18 protein-coding genes are annotated in these 15,545 nt (G+C 72.8%); 12 read left to right on the plus strand and 6 right to left on the minus strand.

The window, feature by feature from the left end; translation table 11 throughout:
* Positions 1-99: 99 nt before the first annotated feature.
* The 4 genes from HD596_RS36160 to HD596_RS36175 all read left to right on the plus strand — a co-directional run bounded on the left by HD596_RS36160 (position 100) and on the right by HD596_RS36175 (position 2,921).
* Entirely contained in the window at positions 100-630 is a 531-nt protein-coding gene (locus HD596_RS36160; protein ID WP_185073986.1) for a hypothetical protein, read from the plus strand.
* 82 nt (positions 631-712) lie between these two features.
* Positions 713-1,057 (plus strand): hypothetical protein, encoded by a 345-nt coding sequence (locus tag HD596_RS36165; protein WP_185073987.1) that lies wholly within the window; start codon positions 713-715, stop codon positions 1,055-1,057.
* A 49-nt stretch (positions 1,058-1,106) separates the two neighbouring features.
* Positions 1,107-1,685, plus strand: a complete 579-nt coding sequence (locus tag HD596_RS36170; protein ID WP_185073988.1) for a TetR/AcrR family transcriptional regulator — start codon at positions 1,107-1,109, stop codon at positions 1,683-1,685.
* 84 nt (positions 1,686-1,769) lie between these two features.
* Positions 1,770-2,921, plus strand: a complete 1,152-nt coding sequence (locus tag HD596_RS36175) for an MFS transporter (RefSeq protein WP_185073989.1) — start codon at positions 1,770-1,772, stop codon at positions 2,919-2,921.
* Here the strand turns inward: HD596_RS36175 and HD596_RS36180 are convergent.
* On the minus strand, positions 2,881-3,357 hold the full coding sequence (locus HD596_RS36180) for a MarR family winged helix-turn-helix transcriptional regulator (RefSeq protein ID WP_185073990.1): 477 nt from the start codon (positions 3,355-3,357) through the stop codon (positions 2,881-2,883). The two genes, HD596_RS36175 and HD596_RS36180, sit on opposite strands and share 41 nt — an antisense overlap.
* 99 nt (positions 3,358-3,456) lie before the next feature.
* On the opposite strand from HD596_RS36180, the gene HD596_RS36185 reads away from it, so the two are divergent.
* The 6 genes from HD596_RS36185 to HD596_RS36205 are packed head-to-tail and all read left to right on the plus strand — an operon-like array spanning position 3,457 to position 9,122.
* Positions 3,457-4,191, plus strand: coding sequence for a phytanoyl-CoA dioxygenase family protein (locus tag HD596_RS36185; RefSeq protein WP_185073991.1), 735 nt, complete (start codon positions 3,457-3,459; stop codon positions 4,189-4,191).
* A gap of 55 nt (positions 4,192-4,246) precedes the next feature.
* The gene (locus tag HD596_RS36190; RefSeq protein WP_185073992.1) at positions 4,247-5,776 is read left to right on the plus strand and encodes an ABC transporter substrate-binding protein; all 1,530 of its coding nucleotides are present in this window, start codon (positions 4,247-4,249) and stop codon (positions 5,774-5,776) included.
* Positions 5,773-6,750: an ABC transporter permease gene (locus HD596_RS36195; RefSeq protein WP_313045699.1), complete on the plus strand. Its 978-nt coding sequence runs from the start codon at positions 5,773-5,775 to the stop codon at positions 6,748-6,750. Before HD596_RS36190 ends, HD596_RS36195 begins: the two co-directional genes overlap by 4 nt.
* The gene (locus tag HD596_RS60605) at positions 6,750-7,565 is read left to right on the plus strand and encodes an ABC transporter permease (protein ID WP_221519672.1); all 816 of its coding nucleotides are present in this window, start codon (positions 6,750-6,752) and stop codon (positions 7,563-7,565) included. Before HD596_RS36195 ends, HD596_RS60605 begins: the two co-directional genes overlap by 1 nt.
* The gene (locus tag HD596_RS36200) at positions 7,562-8,473 is read left to right on the plus strand and encodes an ABC transporter ATP-binding protein (RefSeq protein WP_313045701.1); all 912 of its coding nucleotides are present in this window, start codon (positions 7,562-7,564) and stop codon (positions 8,471-8,473) included. The genes HD596_RS60605 and HD596_RS36200 overlap by 4 nt, the downstream gene beginning before the upstream one ends.
* Positions 8,466-9,122 (plus strand): ABC transporter ATP-binding protein, encoded by a 657-nt coding sequence (locus HD596_RS36205; protein WP_185073993.1) that lies wholly within the window; start codon positions 8,466-8,468, stop codon positions 9,120-9,122. Before HD596_RS36200 ends, HD596_RS36205 begins: the two co-directional genes overlap by 8 nt.
* On the opposite strand, the gene HD596_RS36210 is transcribed toward HD596_RS36205, so the two are convergent.
* The 4 genes from HD596_RS36210 to HD596_RS36225 form a co-directional block, all read right to left on the minus strand.
* Positions 9,119-9,469, minus strand: coding sequence for an STAS domain-containing protein (locus HD596_RS36210; protein ID WP_185073994.1), 351 nt, complete (start codon positions 9,467-9,469; stop codon positions 9,119-9,121). The two genes, HD596_RS36205 and HD596_RS36210, sit on opposite strands and share 4 nt — an antisense overlap.
* Positions 9,470-9,581: 112 nt before the next feature.
* A complete protein-coding gene (locus HD596_RS36215; protein ID WP_185073995.1) occupies positions 9,582-11,003 on the minus strand; it encodes an MFS transporter in 1,422 nt (473 codons plus the stop codon).
* A gap of 110 nt (positions 11,004-11,113) precedes the next feature.
* On the minus strand, positions 11,114-11,707 hold the full coding sequence (locus HD596_RS36220) for a TetR/AcrR family transcriptional regulator (protein ID WP_185073996.1): 594 nt from the start codon (positions 11,705-11,707) through the stop codon (positions 11,114-11,116).
* Between the two features lie 26 nt (positions 11,708-11,733).
* Positions 11,734-12,177, minus strand: a complete 444-nt coding sequence (locus tag HD596_RS36225; protein WP_185073997.1) for a CBS domain-containing protein — start codon at positions 12,175-12,177, stop codon at positions 11,734-11,736.
* A gap of 221 nt (positions 12,178-12,398) precedes the next feature.
* On the opposite strand from HD596_RS36225, the gene HD596_RS36230 reads away from it, so the two are divergent.
* Both HD596_RS36230 and HD596_RS36235 read left to right on the plus strand, forming a co-directional pair.
* Positions 12,399-13,742, plus strand: a complete 1,344-nt coding sequence (locus HD596_RS36230; protein WP_313045706.1) for a TrkH family potassium uptake protein — start codon at positions 12,399-12,401, stop codon at positions 13,740-13,742.
* Positions 13,735-14,391, plus strand: a complete 657-nt coding sequence (locus HD596_RS36235; protein WP_185073999.1) for a potassium channel family protein — start codon at positions 13,735-13,737, stop codon at positions 14,389-14,391. Before HD596_RS36230 ends, HD596_RS36235 begins: the two co-directional genes overlap by 8 nt.
* On the opposite strand, the gene HD596_RS36240 is transcribed toward HD596_RS36235, so the two are convergent.
* Positions 14,388-15,536, minus strand: a complete 1,149-nt coding sequence (locus HD596_RS36240) for an epoxide hydrolase family protein (protein ID WP_185074000.1) — start codon at positions 15,534-15,536, stop codon at positions 14,388-14,390. The two genes, HD596_RS36235 and HD596_RS36240, sit on opposite strands and share 4 nt — an antisense overlap.
* Positions 15,537-15,545 lie beyond the last annotated feature (9 nt).

Here is a 15,545-nt window from a genome sequence, read left to right on the forward strand (position 1 = left end):
GGAGTCCTCGTGTCCGGTCAAGAACGGCCCTGGACTGGTCGATCAGCGCGGGGCCGCGCGATGCCTCGTGCGGCGCCGGGAGCAGGTAGAACGGGGGGTGTGCGATTCGGTGTGCGGCAGTTCGAGCTGTCCCTGATGCACCGGATGCGCGATCTCAACCCCGCGCGGGTGGAGGACGCGCTCCGGGACATGGGCGCGACCAGGGCGGAGCTGCGGGCCGCGCACGCCCAGTGGACCAGGATACTCCACTCGCCGAGGGCGCCGAAGACGCTCCGGCCGCTGCTCGGCCGCCCCGCCTACGAGGGCACCACCGCCGTGGGCAGCCTCACCTGCGGCGTGTCCCGCTGGGCCCTGCCGTCCTGGCCCGGCCTGGAGTTCGAGGTCCTGTACGGGCCCGGCGGCGAGACGTGGAACCAGTGGTTCGTCCGCCCCGGGGACCCCAGGGCGCTGCCCTTCGCCGAGCTGGAGCCCTGGAGCTGCGTGGTCGCCGACGTCGCCGCGAGCTTCCCCGGCGCCGTCCACCAGGAGGGCCAGGCTCCGCACCATTGGGCGCTCGACTTCGGCCACGGCCGCGCCACCTACCGTGCCCGGTTCGTCTACGGCCTCTGCCAGCGGATCGACCCCGTGTAGCCCGGGAGGCCGGCTGGAAAGCTTCGAAGATCGATCGCATGATGAGGGTCCGGGTTTCCTGAGGAAGAAAAGGTGACGAAATATGCTCCGTGCCCTCGCCGTGTCCGTGGCCGCCGGGATCCTCTCGTTCGGGGGAGCGTCCCCGGCTCAGGCGAGCGTCACCTGCCCACCGGAGGGCGCCGTCTGCCAGGAGATCCGCGGGGTGCCCGGTGACCACTACTACTGGTTCACGATCGAGCCCGCGCCGGCCACGGCCGCCTTCACCTTCACCGTCAACGGCGCCCTCACCCCCGGCTCCCTCACGACGTTCACCGCGGGCACCGCGCTCGAAGGCGACTTCCGGCCCGCCCTGGTGCTGGTCAGCGGGGACCGGGTCTGCATGCGCGCCGGCGGCCTGAGCGGCGAGTACTGCGCCACCACGCCCTAGCCCGGACGGTTCTTTACTGTTCTGTACAAAATCCGCTAGCCTCCTCTCCATGGGCAGGCCACGGGAGTTCAGTGATCGGGCGGTCGTCGACGCCGCGATGGAGGTCTTCTGGGAGAAGGGGTACGAGGCGACCTCGACCCAGGACCTGTGCGAGCGCACCGGGCTCGGCCGCGGCAGCCTCTACAACGCCTTCGGCAGCAAGCACCGTCTCTACGAGGAGGCGATCCGCCGATACGCCGAGACCAGGGCCGAGGCGCAGCTGGCGATGCTGGCCGAGCCCGGGTCGGTGCGTGCGCGGCTCAGGGACCTCATGCTCGGCGTGATCGACGCCGACATGGCGGACCCGGGCCGGCGCGGTTGCCTGGCGCTCAACGCCGCCACCGAGTCCAGTGGGCGCACCGAGGCGGTCGCGGGGCTGGTGCGGCGGCAGTTCACCGACCTGGAGCAGGCGCTCCAGCGGCTGGTCGAGATCGGCCAGAGCACGGGCGAGCTGTCGGCGGACCGGCCGCCGCGGCAGGTGGCGCGGGCGTTCCAGAGCGCCTACTACGGCCTGCGCGTGCTCGCCAAGGTCACCGACGACCGGGACGCCCTCCTCGACGTCGTCGAAGGGGCCGTCGCCGCCCTGTAACGGGCCTGGCCGCGGTTCATGGAGCCGCGGCCTTTTTGCCGCCCTAGTTCTGTACTGATCTGTAAAGAAAGAGAGTGAAAGCCGATGAGGCTCAGTGTGCCGTCGTTGATGTGGTGTGTGTTCGGGATCACGACCGGCGAGTTCGTCATCGCCGGCATCCTGCCCGGCATCGCCACCGACCTGGCCGTCTCGATCCCGGCCGCCGGGCTGCTGGTGACGGCGTACGCCATCGGGATGATCGTCGGCGGGCCCGTGCTGACGGCCCTCACCGCCCGCTTCCCGCGCAAGCCGCTCATCCTGGTGCTGCTCGGGATCACGATCGCCGGGAACCTGGCCTCCGCGCTCGCCCCCGCGTACGGCGTGCTCTTCGCGGCCCGGGTCGTCACGTCGCTGGTGACCTCCACGTTCTTCGCCAACGCGATCGTCATCGCGGTGTCCGGCGCCGCGCCGGGCAAGCAGGCGTCCACCGTCTCCAAGCTGGTCTTCGGCATGAACCTGTCGATGATCCTGGGCGCGCCGATCGGCACGTTCATCGGCAACGCCCACGGCTGGCGGGCCACGTTCCTGGCGGTCGCGGCGTGCTGCGCGGCCGGGTTCGCGCTGGTCGCGCGGCTGGTGCCGGACGTGCGCGAGCCGTCCGGCGGCGGCTCGGCCGTGAGCGAGCTGCGCGTCCTGCGCGACCGGGACGTGCTGCTCGCCATCGCGGTCACGGCCGTGGGCAACGCGGGGCTGCTCATGGTGTTCACCTTCTTCGCGCCCCTGGTCACGGACGTCACCGGCTTCGCCGGCGCTGCGGTGGCGGCCCTGCTGCTGGTGTACGGGGTGGGCGCGGCCCTGGGCAACTTCCTCGGCGGCCGGCTGTCGGACCGGGCGCCGAGGGCCGCGCAGCTCGGGCTGCTGGGCGTGCTCGCGGCGGTGCTCGTCCTCATGTGGGCGGGCAGCGGCAGCATGGCGGTGACGGCGGTCATGGTGTTCGTGCTGGGCGCGGCGGGGTTCGCAGTCATCCCCGGCATGCAGGCGCGCGTCCTGGCCACCGCCTCGGCGGCGCCCACCCTGGCCATGGCGGTCAACGCCTCCGCCTACCAGCTGGCCGCCGCCTTCGCCGCCTGGCTCGGGGGCCGCGTCATCGACGGCGGGCTCGGGCTGAGCTCCCTCTACGTCGTGGCCGCCGCGGTCACGGTGGCGGGCATCGCGGTCAGCTCGTACGCCTGGCGTCGCTCCCGCGTGCCGGCCTGACCCCCGCGAAGGCGGCGTGGACGGCGTCGGCGATCTGGCGCTGGATCGGGTCCGCCTCCGGCCCGAACAGCAGGTCGTCCACCCGGGACACCACGCCGGTGGCGGCCTCGAGCAGGCGCGCGCCCTCGGGCGTCGGCTCGATCGTCGACGCCGACCCGGCGCGGGCCGTGCTGTCGCGCACCAGCCCCGCCGCGACCAGCGCCTTCACCGCCGTGTGCACGCTCTGGACGGTCGTCCCCGACATCCGCGCCAGCTCGCTGAACGACACCCCGGGCACGCCGGCGATGTGACCCAGCAGGCCCAGCCGGCTGACCGTGAGGTCGAGCGGGGCCAGGGCGGCGGCCAGCTCGGTCTCGATCCGGCGCGCCAGCGTGAGCAGGACGATCGAGGGGCTGGTCACGGGCGGACCGGGGCGATCGGCGTTCTCGGTGGTCACCCCACCAGTCTCCCGCACCCGCGGCGACGGCTGCGAGCGCACCCGCGGGAGTGGGAATCACTCGGAGGGACGGTACGGGCGGACGCGCGGGAGAGTGCGATGACCGATTCGGCGATGGTGCGGTTCTACCAGGACAACGGCTACCTGCTGGTCAAAGGGCTGCTCGGCGCGGCGGAGGCGCGGGCGTACCGGCAGGAGTGTCACGCGGTGCTCGGACGGCTGCGCCCGACGGACCCCACGTGGGGGAGCGCGCGGGAGATCGGCGGGCCGGGGACCGAGCTGCGGCACTGCCACGACGCGCAGTTCCACTCGGCCGCCTTCGCCCGGCTCATGGTGGATCCGCGCTTCACCGACGTGGCGGCGGCCCTGATGGGCTCGGAGAACGTGCAGCTCCACCACACCAAGATCTTCGTCAAGCCCGCCGAGAAGGGCTCGCCGTTCCCCATGCACCAGGACGCCGCGCACTTCCCGCACACCCGCCACACGGTGGGCGCGGCGATCTTCCACTTCGACGCGGCACCCGAGGAGAAGGGGTGCGTGCGCGTGGTGCCGGGCAGCCACCGGTACGGGCCGCTGCCGCACCTGGAGGAGGGCGGGTGGCACCTGCCGCTCCGGGAGTGGCCGCTGGAGGCCGCGGTCCCGGTCGAGGCGGAGGCCGGCGACGTGCTGTTCCTGAGCTATCTCACCGTGCACGGGTCCGGGGTCAACCGGGCGGACGAGCCGCGTACGACCCTGCTCATCCAGTACCGCGACCCCGAGGACCAGCCCGCCGACGACGTCCACCGCTCACGGGGCCAGGGGATGATGCTCCGCGGCATCGACCCGACCGGCTGATCACACTATTGCAATGTTCTTGCAACAGCTAGTCTTTCGCTCTAAGGTCGCCTGCATGAGGCGGAGATTGGCACTGTTTGCGGCAATTGTCCTTTGGTTAGCGGGATGTTCGGTCCCCTCGCAGCCCGCCCAGGACACGGTCGTACTCGGGCTGGGGTCCGAGCCCGACTCGCTCAATCCCGTCCTCGGTTACGCGCCCGACGGCGGGGCGTTGATGTTCGACGGCCTGGTGCGGCGCACGCCCGACCTGAGACTGCAGCCCGCGCTGGCCGAGTCCCTGCCCGAGGTGGAGGGCGAGCAGGTCACCTTCACGTTGCGCCAGGGGGTCACGTTCCATGACGGCAAGGCGCTGACCAGCGCCGACGTGGCGTACACCTATGAGCAGGTGCTGAAGGCCGCCAACAACTCGCCGATCCGGGGCGACTACGCCGCCGTCGAGAAGGTGGAGGCCCCCGACCCGCGGACGGTCGTCTTCCGCCTCAGGTACCCGTACGCGCCCATCCTGCAGCGGGCCACGCTCGGCATCGTCCCCGCCGGATCCGACGTGTCCGGCACGCCCGCCGGCACCGGACCGTACGCGTTCGTGTCCTGGACCAAGGGCGACAAGATCACGCTCAGGGCCAACGAGCGCTACTGGGGCGCGGCGCCGGCGATCAAGAAGCTGGTGCTCGCGTACACCTCGGACGACAACGCGCGGGCGACCAGGATGGCCGCGGGCGAGTTCACCGCCACCGAGCTGCCGCCCAAGGCGGTCGCCCGGTTCAGGGGCCAGCGCGGCATGACGGTGCACGAGGTGCCGACCGCCGACTACCGGGGCGTGATGTTCCCCCTCGACCAGCCCGTGACCGGCGACCTGGCCATCCGCAAGGCGCTCGGCCTGGCCGTGGACCGCGCCGCCATGGTGTCCGCGATCCTGGCGGGCTCGGGCAGCCCCGCGTTCGGGCCGATCGCGCCCGGCACCGACTGGCACAACCCCGCCGTGAACGGCTCCGCCGCCCCCGACCGGGTCAAGGCGGCGGCGACGCTGGAGGAGGCCGGCTGGAAGGCCGGCGCGGACGGCATGAGGGCCAAGGGCGGCACGCCCGCCCGCTTCACGCTCATGTACCCGGCGGGCGACTCGCTGCGCAAGGAGCTCGCGCTGGCCGTCGCCTCCGACGCCAAGCAGATCGGCATCGACGTGCGCCTGGCCGGGCTCGACTGGGACGCCATCGACCGGCGCATGTCGAAGGACGCGCTCATCATGGGCTGGGGCAGCCCGTACGACCCCGACTACACCAACTACGAGCTGTTCCACTCGTCCTTCGCCGGCCAGGGCTACTTCAACCCCGGCCGCTACCGGAACCCCGACGTCGACCGGCTGCTCGACGCGGGCCGCGGCACCTCCGACCGGGCCGCCCGCAAGAAGGCCTACGACGAGGTGCAGCGGCGCATCAGCGACGACGCCGTCTGGCTGTACCTGGTCTACCTCAGGCACACCTACGTCGTACGCGGGGACTGGACCGGCCTCACCCCGGGCGTCGAGGCGCACGAGCACGCCACCGGCGGCCTGCTCGGCACGGTCGTGAGCTGGAAGCCCGCCTCGTGACCTGGGTCAGGATCGTGGCGTGGCGGCTGGCGTTCGCCGTGCCGCTGCTGCTGGCGGTGACGTTCGGCATGTTCGCGCTGGCCAAGGCGTCCCCCTTCGACCCCGTACGGCAGTACCTGGGCGAGCGGGCGATGGTCACCAGCCCGCAGATCATGGCCGAGATCAGGGCGAACTGGGGCCTGGACCGGCCCCTCGCCGAGCAGTACGCCACCTGGCTCGGCAACCTGCTCAGCGGCGACCTGGGCGAGTCCAGGTCGCTGCGGCTGCCGGTCGCCCAGGTGATCGGCGAGCGGCTGGGCTGGACGCTGCTCGTCGTCGGCTGCGCGCTCGTCCTGATGCTGGCGGCCGGGCTCGCCGTGGGCACGCTGGCCGCCTGGCGACGCGACTCGTGGCTGGACCGGCTCGTCACCGGGACGGCGTACACCAACGAGGCGGCCCCGGTCTTCTGGGTGGGCCTGCTGGCGATCTGGGTGTTCTCCGTGACGCTGGGATGGCTGCCCGCGGGCGGGCTCACCGACGCCGCCTCCGCCGCGGTGACGCTGCCCGACCTGCTGCGGCACCTGGTGCTGCCGGTGGCGGTGCTGGCGTTCTCGCAGTCGTCGTGGCTGCTGCTGTTCGTGCGGGAGTCGGTCATCGGCGTGCTGCGGGAGGACTTCGTGACCGGGGCCAGGGCGCGCGGGCTGCGGGGGCGCACCGTGCTGCTGCGGCACGCGCTGCGGTCGGCGCTGCTGCCGTTCGTCACGATCATGGGGGCGCGGGTGCCCGAGCTGGTGACGGGGGCGATCCTGGTGGAGGCGGTGTTCTCCTGGCCGGGGGTGGCGGGCACCACGATCAAGGCGGCGCTGGCGGTGGACTTCCCGCTGCTGGCGGCGCTCACGCTGCTGGCCACGGTCGCCGTGGTGGCCGGGAACCTGCTGGCCGACCTGGCGTACACGCTGGCCGACCCGCGCGTACGCGTGCTCGGGGTGAGCTGATGACGCGCAACCGCCTGTCGGCGACGACGCTCGCCGTGCTGGTCCTGGCCGCGGTGCTGGTGCCGCTGGCCGTACGGCTGGACCAGCAGCTGGTGGACCTGCGGGCCGCGGGGCTGCCGCCCACCTGGGCTCATCCGTTCGGGACCGATGAGGTCGGCAGGGACGTGCTGATCCGCTCGATCTACGGTCTGCGCGTCTCGCTCCTGGTGGGGCTGGTGGCCGCGGCGGTCAGCGTGACCGTCGGCGGGCTGGTCGGGCTCGTGGCGGGCGCCGCCGGCGGGCTCGCGGACCGGGTGCTGATGCGGGTCGTGGACGGCTTCAACTCGCTGCCGCACCTGCTGTTCGGCATCTTCGTCGTGGCGCTGTCCGCGCCGAGCGCCACCGCGGTGGTGGTGTCCGTCGCCGTCACCCACTGGACGACCGCCGCCCGGATCGTGCGCTCCGAGGTGCTCTCGCTGCGCGGCCGGCCGTTCGTGGACGCGGCGATCTCCGGCGGGTCGAGCCGGCTGCGGATCGTGGTGCGGCACTTCCTGCCGAACCTGGCGCCGCAGCTGCTGCTGGCGGCCGTGCTGATGATCCCGCACGCGATCTGGCACGAGACGGCGCTCAGCTTCCTCGGGCTGGGCCTGCCCGCCCACCTGGCCTCACTCGGCAACATGATCAACGACGGTCAGCGGTCGCTGCTGGCGGGCGACTGGTGGTCCAGCCTCTTCCCCGGGCTGCTGATCCTGCTGCCCACGCTGGCGGTGTCGGGGCTGGCCCAGTACGTACGCGACCGCGCGAACCCGCGCTGGAGATCGGAGCTGGCCCTGTGAGGCTAAGGGTGGACGGGCTGTCGGTACGCTTCCGCATCCCCGGCGCGATCGTGCGGGCCGTCACGGACGCCCGCTTCGAGCTGGGCGCGGGCCGCTGCCTGGCGCTGGTCGGCGAGTCCGGGTGCGGCAAGTCCGTGATGGCGCACGCCCTGCTCGGCCTGCTCCCCGGCAACGCCGCCGTCACGGGCCACGCCTGGCTCGACGTGCCGGGGCAGGACCCGCTGGACCTGGTGGCCGCGTCCGAGAAGACGCTCGCCCGGCGGGTGCGCGGGCGCCTGATCGGCCTCGTCCCGCAGAGCCCGGCCGCCCACCTCACCCCGGTGCGCACGGCCCGCGCCCAGCTCGCCGAGACCCTGCGCGAGCTCGGCCGCGCCGAGACCCCCGACGCGCTCGCCGAGCGCGCGGGCCTGCGCCCGGAGCACCTCGACCGCTACCCGCACCAGCTCTCGGGCGGCATGGCGCAGCGCGTCGCCAACGCCCTCGCCCTGGCCGGCGACCCGCCGCTGATCCTGGCCGACGAACCCACCACCGGCCTGGACCGGCCCCTCGTGGACGCGACCATGGCGGAGCTGCGCCGCCTGTGCGACGAGGGCCGCGCGGTGCTGGTCATCACGCACGACCTGCGCGCCGCCGAGCGGGTGGCCGACGACATCGCGGTCATGTACGCCAGCCGCGTCGTGGAGCGGTCGGAGGCGGGCGCGTTCTTCGCCGGGCCGCGGCACCCGTACGCGCGGGGGTTGCTGGACGCGCTGCCGTCGCGGCGGTTCGTCCCGATCCCGGGCCTGCCGCCCGAGCTCACCCGGCTCCCGGACGGCTGCGCCTTCCGGCCCCGCTGCGCGCTGTCCACGGCCGCGTGCTCGGTCCTGCCCGCCATCGACGCGAACGGGGTGGCCTGCCATCATGCTTGACGCCATCGGGATCACGGTCACGTTCGGCCGTCGCCGCGTGCTCGACGGGGTGTCGCTGTCCGTACGGCCCGGCGAGGTCCTCGGGCTGGCCGGGCCCAGCGGGTGCGGCAAGTCGACCCTGGCCCGCGTACTGGCCCTGCTGCTGCGCCCGTCGGCGGGCACCGTCACCCTCGACGGCGAGTCGGTGACGAGGTGGCGGCACCGGGCACCGCGGCGCACCTCGATCGGCCTGGTCTTCCAGCAGCCCCGGCTCGCCGTCGACCCCCGCTTCACGCTGCTGGACGTGATCACCGAGCCGCTGCGCGCCGCGCGGCTCCCCCTGGAGCGGGCGCACCGGCTGGCCGAGGAGCTGGGGCTGACGCCCGAGCTGTACGGGCGGCGGCCGCACGAGGTGTCGGACGGCCAGCTCCAGCGGGCCTGCGTGGCCCGGGCGCTGGCCCTCGAACCGCGTTACCTGATCTGCGACGAGATGACCACCATGCTCGACGCCTCGACCCAGGCGCACCTGGTCGCCCGGATCGAGGCGTACCGGGAACGTACGGGGGCGGGGGTGCTGGCCATCAGCCACGACGCCGAGCTGCTCGGCCGCTGGGCGGGCGGGAACGTCCGCGAGTGGCGGCCGCAGCGTGCCCGGGTGGAGCGTTCCTAGGAGGCCAGGGCGGCGGTGATGGCGCTCTCCACCGTGTCGTGCACGGGCACGTGGACCATGACGCCGGTCAGCTCGAAGAGCCGGGCGGGCATGCGCTGGACGGCGGCCAGGTGGACCGCGCCGCCGTCCTTGAGGCAGTTGGTGGCGCAGGTCAGCAGCACGTGCAGACCCGAGCTGTCCATGAACGGCACCTCCGACAGGTCGAACACCAGCCTCCCCGGGGGCGCCGGCTGGACCTCCGCGATGTACGCCTCGAGCTGGGCGCGGTTGGCGGCGTCCATCTCACCGATCACGGCGATCACGGTCACGCCGGGCAGTTGCTGGTGCGCCAGCCTCAGTCGCGGCATCTATGCCTTCACCGCTCTCGCCCGGCTTAAGATGACCATCAATGAAGAATAGTGCGCCGGAGTCGTTGGCGATATCCCGGGTTTTCCTCGGATGAAAGGGGCTCTGCTCCTATCAGTGGCCGTGGCCGTGGCCGACGAACGCCGGGGCCGGTCGGCCCGGCGGCACCAGCCCCAGCGAGACGGCCGCCGCGACCACCGCGACGACGGCGCACAGCGTGAGTCCCGCGACGAAACCTCCGACGCCTCCCGCCGAGCCGGGCGCGAGGCTCGCCGCGGCGACCGTCGAGACGGCGGCCACGCCGATCGAGCCGCCGAGCTCGTGGAAGGTGTTGATGACGCCGGACGCCACGCCGTTCTCGCCGGGCGGGATGTTCGCCATGGTCGTCGTGGTGGCCGTCACGAACGCCGGCCCGATGCCCAGCGCCGCCAGCACGAAGCCGGGCAGCAGCGTGGTGTACGCGCTCGCGTCCGGTGAGATGCGCGTCATCAGCGCCGCCCCCGCCGCGGTCAGCACGAAGGACGCCACCGCCACCGGCCGCCCGCCGAGCCTGCCAATGAGATGCCCGCCGAGCTGCGCCCCGACCGTGATCGCGATCGCCACGGGCAGGAAGAGCAGGCCCGTCTCCAGCGCGCTGAACTTCAGCACGTGCTGGAGGTAGAGCGAGCTGAGGAAGAACAGCCCCAGCATCAGCCCCGTCGCCACCAGCATGACGAACGTCCCCGAGATCACCGGCCGCCTGGCCAGGGTCTCGGCGCGCATCAGCGGTGACCGTACCGACCGCTCGACCACCACGAACAGGACGTACAGCAGCACCGACCCGGCCAGCGGCAGCACCGTGCCCGCCGCGCCCCAGCCGGCGTCGCCCGCCGTCACCAGCCCGTAGATCAGCAGCGCCGTCGCCAGCGTGACCACCAGCGCGCCGGGCACGTCGACCCGCTCGCCCCGCCCGGGCGCGGGCGGCACCAGGGCGGGCACGGCCGCCAGCACCACCAGCCCGATCGGGACGTTGACGAAGAACACCCACGCCCATCCCGGCCCGGCGGTCAGCACGCCGCCGACCAGCACGCCCAGGGCCGCACCGGTGCCGCCGATGGCCGCCCAGACGCCGAGCGCCCGGCCGCGCCGCTCGCCCGTGAAGGTGGTGGTGATCACGGCCAGCGCGGCGGGGGAGAGCAGCGAGGCGCCGACCCCCTGCAGCGCCCGCCCGGCGATGAGCGCGGCGCCGCTGCCGGCCAGCCCGCACAGCAGCGAGGCCGCCGTGAACAGCCCCAGGCCCGCCATCAGCGTGCGGCGGGCGCCCAGCGCGTCCGCGAGCCGCCCGCCGAGCACCATCAGCCCCCCGAAGCAGAGCGTGTACGTGGTCACGACCCACGTGAGGGACTCGCGGTCGAGCGCGAGGTCCGCGCCGATGGTCGGCAGGGCCACCTGCACGACGGTGATGTCCACGATCAGCATGAACTGGGCCAGGCACAGCAGCACCAGCACACCCCACCCGCCGGTACGCCGCCCGGCGGGAGCCGTTTCCAGGCTCATCCGATACCCTCCTTAACTTGAACACTGATGTTCAAGTTAGCACGCATGAACCATACTCGGGTAGGGCATACTGAGGGCCGCGAGAGCCCGCCGTCGGGGGAGGGGTGGGACTACGGCCGGGCGAGCAGCGAGAGCATCGTCTTGGTCAGCACCTGCTCGACCTCCTCGGGCGCGAGCCGCCCCGCCTCGCGCTCCTGCGCGGCGCTGTGGATGATCGAGAAGAAGGTCGTCACCAGCCAGCCCGGCGGCAGGTCCGTACGGAACTCGCCCGCGCGCTGCCCGCGCACGATGAGCCGCTCCACCCGCCGCAGCGGCCGCTCGTGGTGCTCCCTGATCCGCTCCGTGGCCAGCACCCGGTCGGCGGCCAGGAACAGCCGGCGGTGCCGGTCGAGCACCTCCCACGACGAGCGCAGCAGCCGCGCCATGGCCTCGGGCGCGGGGACCGTGTCGAGCGAGTCGTCCGCCAGCACCGCGTCCGCCACCTCGACCGCGTGGTCGAGCACCGCGTCCACGAGCGCCTCGCGCGACGGGAAGTGGCCGTAGAGCGTCACCCTGCCCACCCCGGCGGCCTTGGCGATGTCGGCCACGCTGGCCGTGGGGTCGGCGCTGAGCAACCTGGTGCCGGCCTCGAGGATCGCGGCGATGTTGCGCTCGGCGTCCGCGCGCCGGGCGGGTACGGGCTGTCGTGCCGCGCTCTTGGCCATGCGACCACCCTACGACGCCGCCCGGGTCACAGCTCCAGCACGTGGTCCAGCAGCGACTGCAGCGTGACCGCCCCCACCAGCCGGCCCCCGTCGACCACGGCGACCAGCGGGCTGCGCGTGCGCGCCATCAACGCCGCCAGCTCCAGCACGGTCGCCTTCATGTCGGCCACCGGCAGCTCCTTCGGCTGCTCGGGCAGGAACTCCCGCACGGTCCTGCCCCCGAGCCGCCGCAGGAACAGGTCGGCGTGGGCCTCGTCCACCACCCGGGCCAGCGCCGGGTCGTCCTGGCAGTAAGCGGGCACCGCCAGCCGCAGCACCTGGGTGCCGGGCAGGATGCTGAGGGGGCGCCCGTCGGGGTCGACGAGGATGAGCCCCGGCAGGTCCTGCTCCGCCAGGAGCTTCGCGGCTTCCAGCGCCGGGGTGTCCAGGGTGACCGTCGGGAAGTCGACGGCGAGATCGCATGCGCGCATCAGTGGCCTCCGGCGCCCACCCTACGTCGCCCCCGCCTCCGCCGGGCCGTCAAGGGCGCGTGGGGTTCGCGTCAAGGACGCGTAAGTGCGCCGGCGCCACCCGGGCCTGTTACGGTAGTGCGCGGTGCGCCGGGAAGTCTGGTCGGCTCGGATGTCGGCTGGGGTTCGACGGGGGAGGCGCTCTGGATGCGTGACCTGTGTGGCGGGGCCAGGTGATGAGCATGATGCCGTCGTTCTTGACCCGTTTCCGGCACCCCGCGCAGGTCGTGGCCGCCGGCTTCGGGCTGGCCATCGCGATCGGCACCGTGCTGCTGTCCCTGCCGATCGCCACCACCGACCGCGCGCCCGCCGACTGGGTCGTGGCCCTGTTCACCGCCACCTCGGCCGTCTGCGTCACCGGGCTGGTGATCGTGGACACCGAGTCGCACTGGTCGGTGTTCGGGGAGGTGGTGATCGCGGTGCTCGTGCAGGTGGGCGGGCTGGGGATCATGACGATGGCCACCCTGTTCACCCTGCTCGTCTCCGGCCGGCTCGGGCTGCGGGCCAGGATCGCGGCGCAGGCGGAGACCAAGACGCTGAGCATGAGCGACGTGCGCCGCGTCGTGCGCAAGGTGGTCCTGTTCAGCCTCGGGTGCGAGGTCGTCGCCGCCGTCGTGCTCACCGCCCGGTTCGTCGTCGGATATGGCGAGTCGTTGGGCCGGGCCGCCTACCTGGGCGCCTTCCACGCGGTCACGGCCTTCAACAACGCCGGATTCGCGCTCTGGCCGGACAACCTCATGCGGTTCGTCGCCGACCCGTGGATCTGCCTGACCATCGCGGTCGCGGTCATCGTCGGCGGGCTCGGCTTCCCCGTGGTGTTCGAGCTGGCCCGCTCCTGGCGCCGCCCGCGCAAGTGGAGCGTGCTGACCAGGGTCACCGTGGGCGTGAGCGTCACCCTGCTGGTGCTGGGCACCCTGGTCTTCCTGGTGACCGAGTGGCGCAACCCCCGCACGCTGGGCGCGCTCGACGACCCCGGCAAGCTGCTGGCCGCGTTCTTCACCGCGGTCATGCCGCGCTCGGCCGGGTTCAACACCCTGGACATCTCCCAGATGTACCCGTCGAGCTGGCTGGCCACCGACGTGCTGATGTTCATCGGCGGCGGCAGCGCGGGCACGGCGGGCGGGCTCAAGGTGACCACGTTCGGGCTGCTGGCGTTCGTCGTCTGGGCCGAGGTGCGCGGCGAGAGCCGGGTCAACATCGGCCATCGCCGGCTCCCCGAGGCCACGCAGCGCCAGGCCGTCACGATCACGGTGCTGGGCGTCACGCTGGTCGCCGTGTCCACGTACGTGCTGCTCGCCCTCACCCCGCACGGCCTGGACCAGGTGCTGTTCGAGGTGGTCGCGGCGTTCGGCACGGCGGGGCTGAGCACCGGCATCACCCCGAGCCTGGGCGTGGCCGGTCACCTGCTGCTGACGGTGCTGATGTTCATCGGCAGGCTCGGCCCGCTCACCATGGGCTCCGCGCTGGCGCTCAACCAGCGTTCCCGACATTACGAGCTACCCGAGGAGCGAGTCATCGTTGGCTGACAACAACCCCGTCGTGATCATCGGCCTCGGCCGGTTCGGCACGTCGCTGGCGCTGGAGCTGACCCGGCGCGGCACCGAGGTCCTGGCCATCGACAACCGGCCCAAGGTCACGCAGAGCCTGGCCGGGCGGATCACGCAGATCGCGACCGCGGACGCCACCGACATGGAGGCGCTGCGCCAGCTCGGCGTGCCCGACTTCTACCAGGCGGTGGTGGGCGTCGGCAGCGACATCGAGGCCAGCATCCTCACCACGTCGCTGCTGGTCGAGCTGGAGATCAACGACATCTGGGCCAAGGCGATCAGCACCCAGCACGGCCGGATCCTGAGCCGCATCGGCGCCCATCACGTCGTCTTCCCCGAGCACGACATGGGCGAGCGGGTGGCCCACCTGGTGAGCGGGCGCATGCTCGACTACATGCAGGTGGACGAGGACTTCGCGCTGGCCAAGACCACCCCGCCCAAGGAATACGTCGGCGTCCCCCTCGGCCGCTCCAACCTGCGCCGCAAGTACGGCGTCACCATCGTGGCGGTCAAGGCGCCGGGCGAGGAGTTCACCTACGCCACCGCCGAGACCGAGCTGTCCTACGGTGACGTCGTCCTCGTCTCCGGCCGGACCGAGCAGGTCGAGCGCTTCGCCGAGCTGCCCTAGCGGAGCCCGCGGAAGAACTCGCGCAGGTCCGTCACCAGCAGGTCCGGCGTCTCCAGGGCCGCGAAGTGGCCACCGCGGCCGAACTCCGTCCAGCGCACCACGTTGTGCACCCGATCGGCCAGCGGACGCACCGAGAAGTCCGTCGGGAAGACGGCCGCCGCGGTGGGCACCGTGCCCCGCTCCTTGGGCGCCCACGCGCTGAAGTCGTTGAACCGCTCGTAGTACGTGTGCGCCGTCGACCCCGCCGTCGCCGTGAACCAGTAGATGCTGACGTCGGTGAGGATCCGGTCCCGGTCCACGGCGTCCTCGGGCAGCTTGGCCGCGGGATCCGTCCAGTCCTTGAACTTCTCCACGATCCAGGCGAGCTGCCCGGCGGGCGAGTCGTGCAGCGCGGCGGCGATGGTCTGCGGCCGGGTGCCGTGCAGCTGCATGTACGCCCCGAGCTTGTCCTGCCACTCCCGCATCCCGGCCAGCCGCGCCTGCTCGGCCTCCGTCAGCGAGCCCGTCACGGCCGGGTCGGGGAAGGTGAGCAGCCCGTTGACGTGCACGCCGATGACGTGGTCCGGCGCGGCCCGGCCCATCAGGGGAGCGATGAACGCGCTCACGTCGCCGCCCTGGACGCCGTACCGCTCGTACCCGATCCGGGACATCAGCTCCACGAGCGCGGCCGCCGTGCGGCCGTCCGTCCAGCCGGTGCCGGGCAGCGGGCCGGAGAAGCCGTAGCCGGGCAGTGACGGGATGACCAGGTGGAAGGCGTCGTCGGCGGCGCCGCCGTGCGCCACCGGGTCGGTGAGCGGGCCGATGACGTCCAGGAACTCGACGACCGAGCCCGGCCAGCCGTGCAGGAGCAGCAGCGGGGTGGCGTCCTGCTCGGCGGAGCGGACGTGCAGGAAGTGCACGTCCGCGCCGTCGATGGTGGTCGTGAACTGCGGGTACGCGTTCAGCGCCGCCTCCTGGGCGCGCCAGTCGAAGCCGTCGGCCCAGTACTCGGCCAGGTCGCGCAGGTAGCCGGTGGGCACGCCGCGCTCCCAGCCGGTGCCGGGCAGCTCGGGCGCCCAGCGCGTACGCCGCAGGCGCTCGCGCAGGTCGTCGAGGTCGGCCTGCGGGATGTCGATGCGATAGGGGGAGATGCCGTTGTTCGTCATGTCGGCGAC

The organism is Nonomuraea jabiensis, from assembly GCF_014204795.1.
Taxonomy (GTDB): Bacteria; Actinomycetota; Actinomycetes; order Streptosporangiales; family Streptosporangiaceae; genus Nonomuraea; species Nonomuraea jabiensis.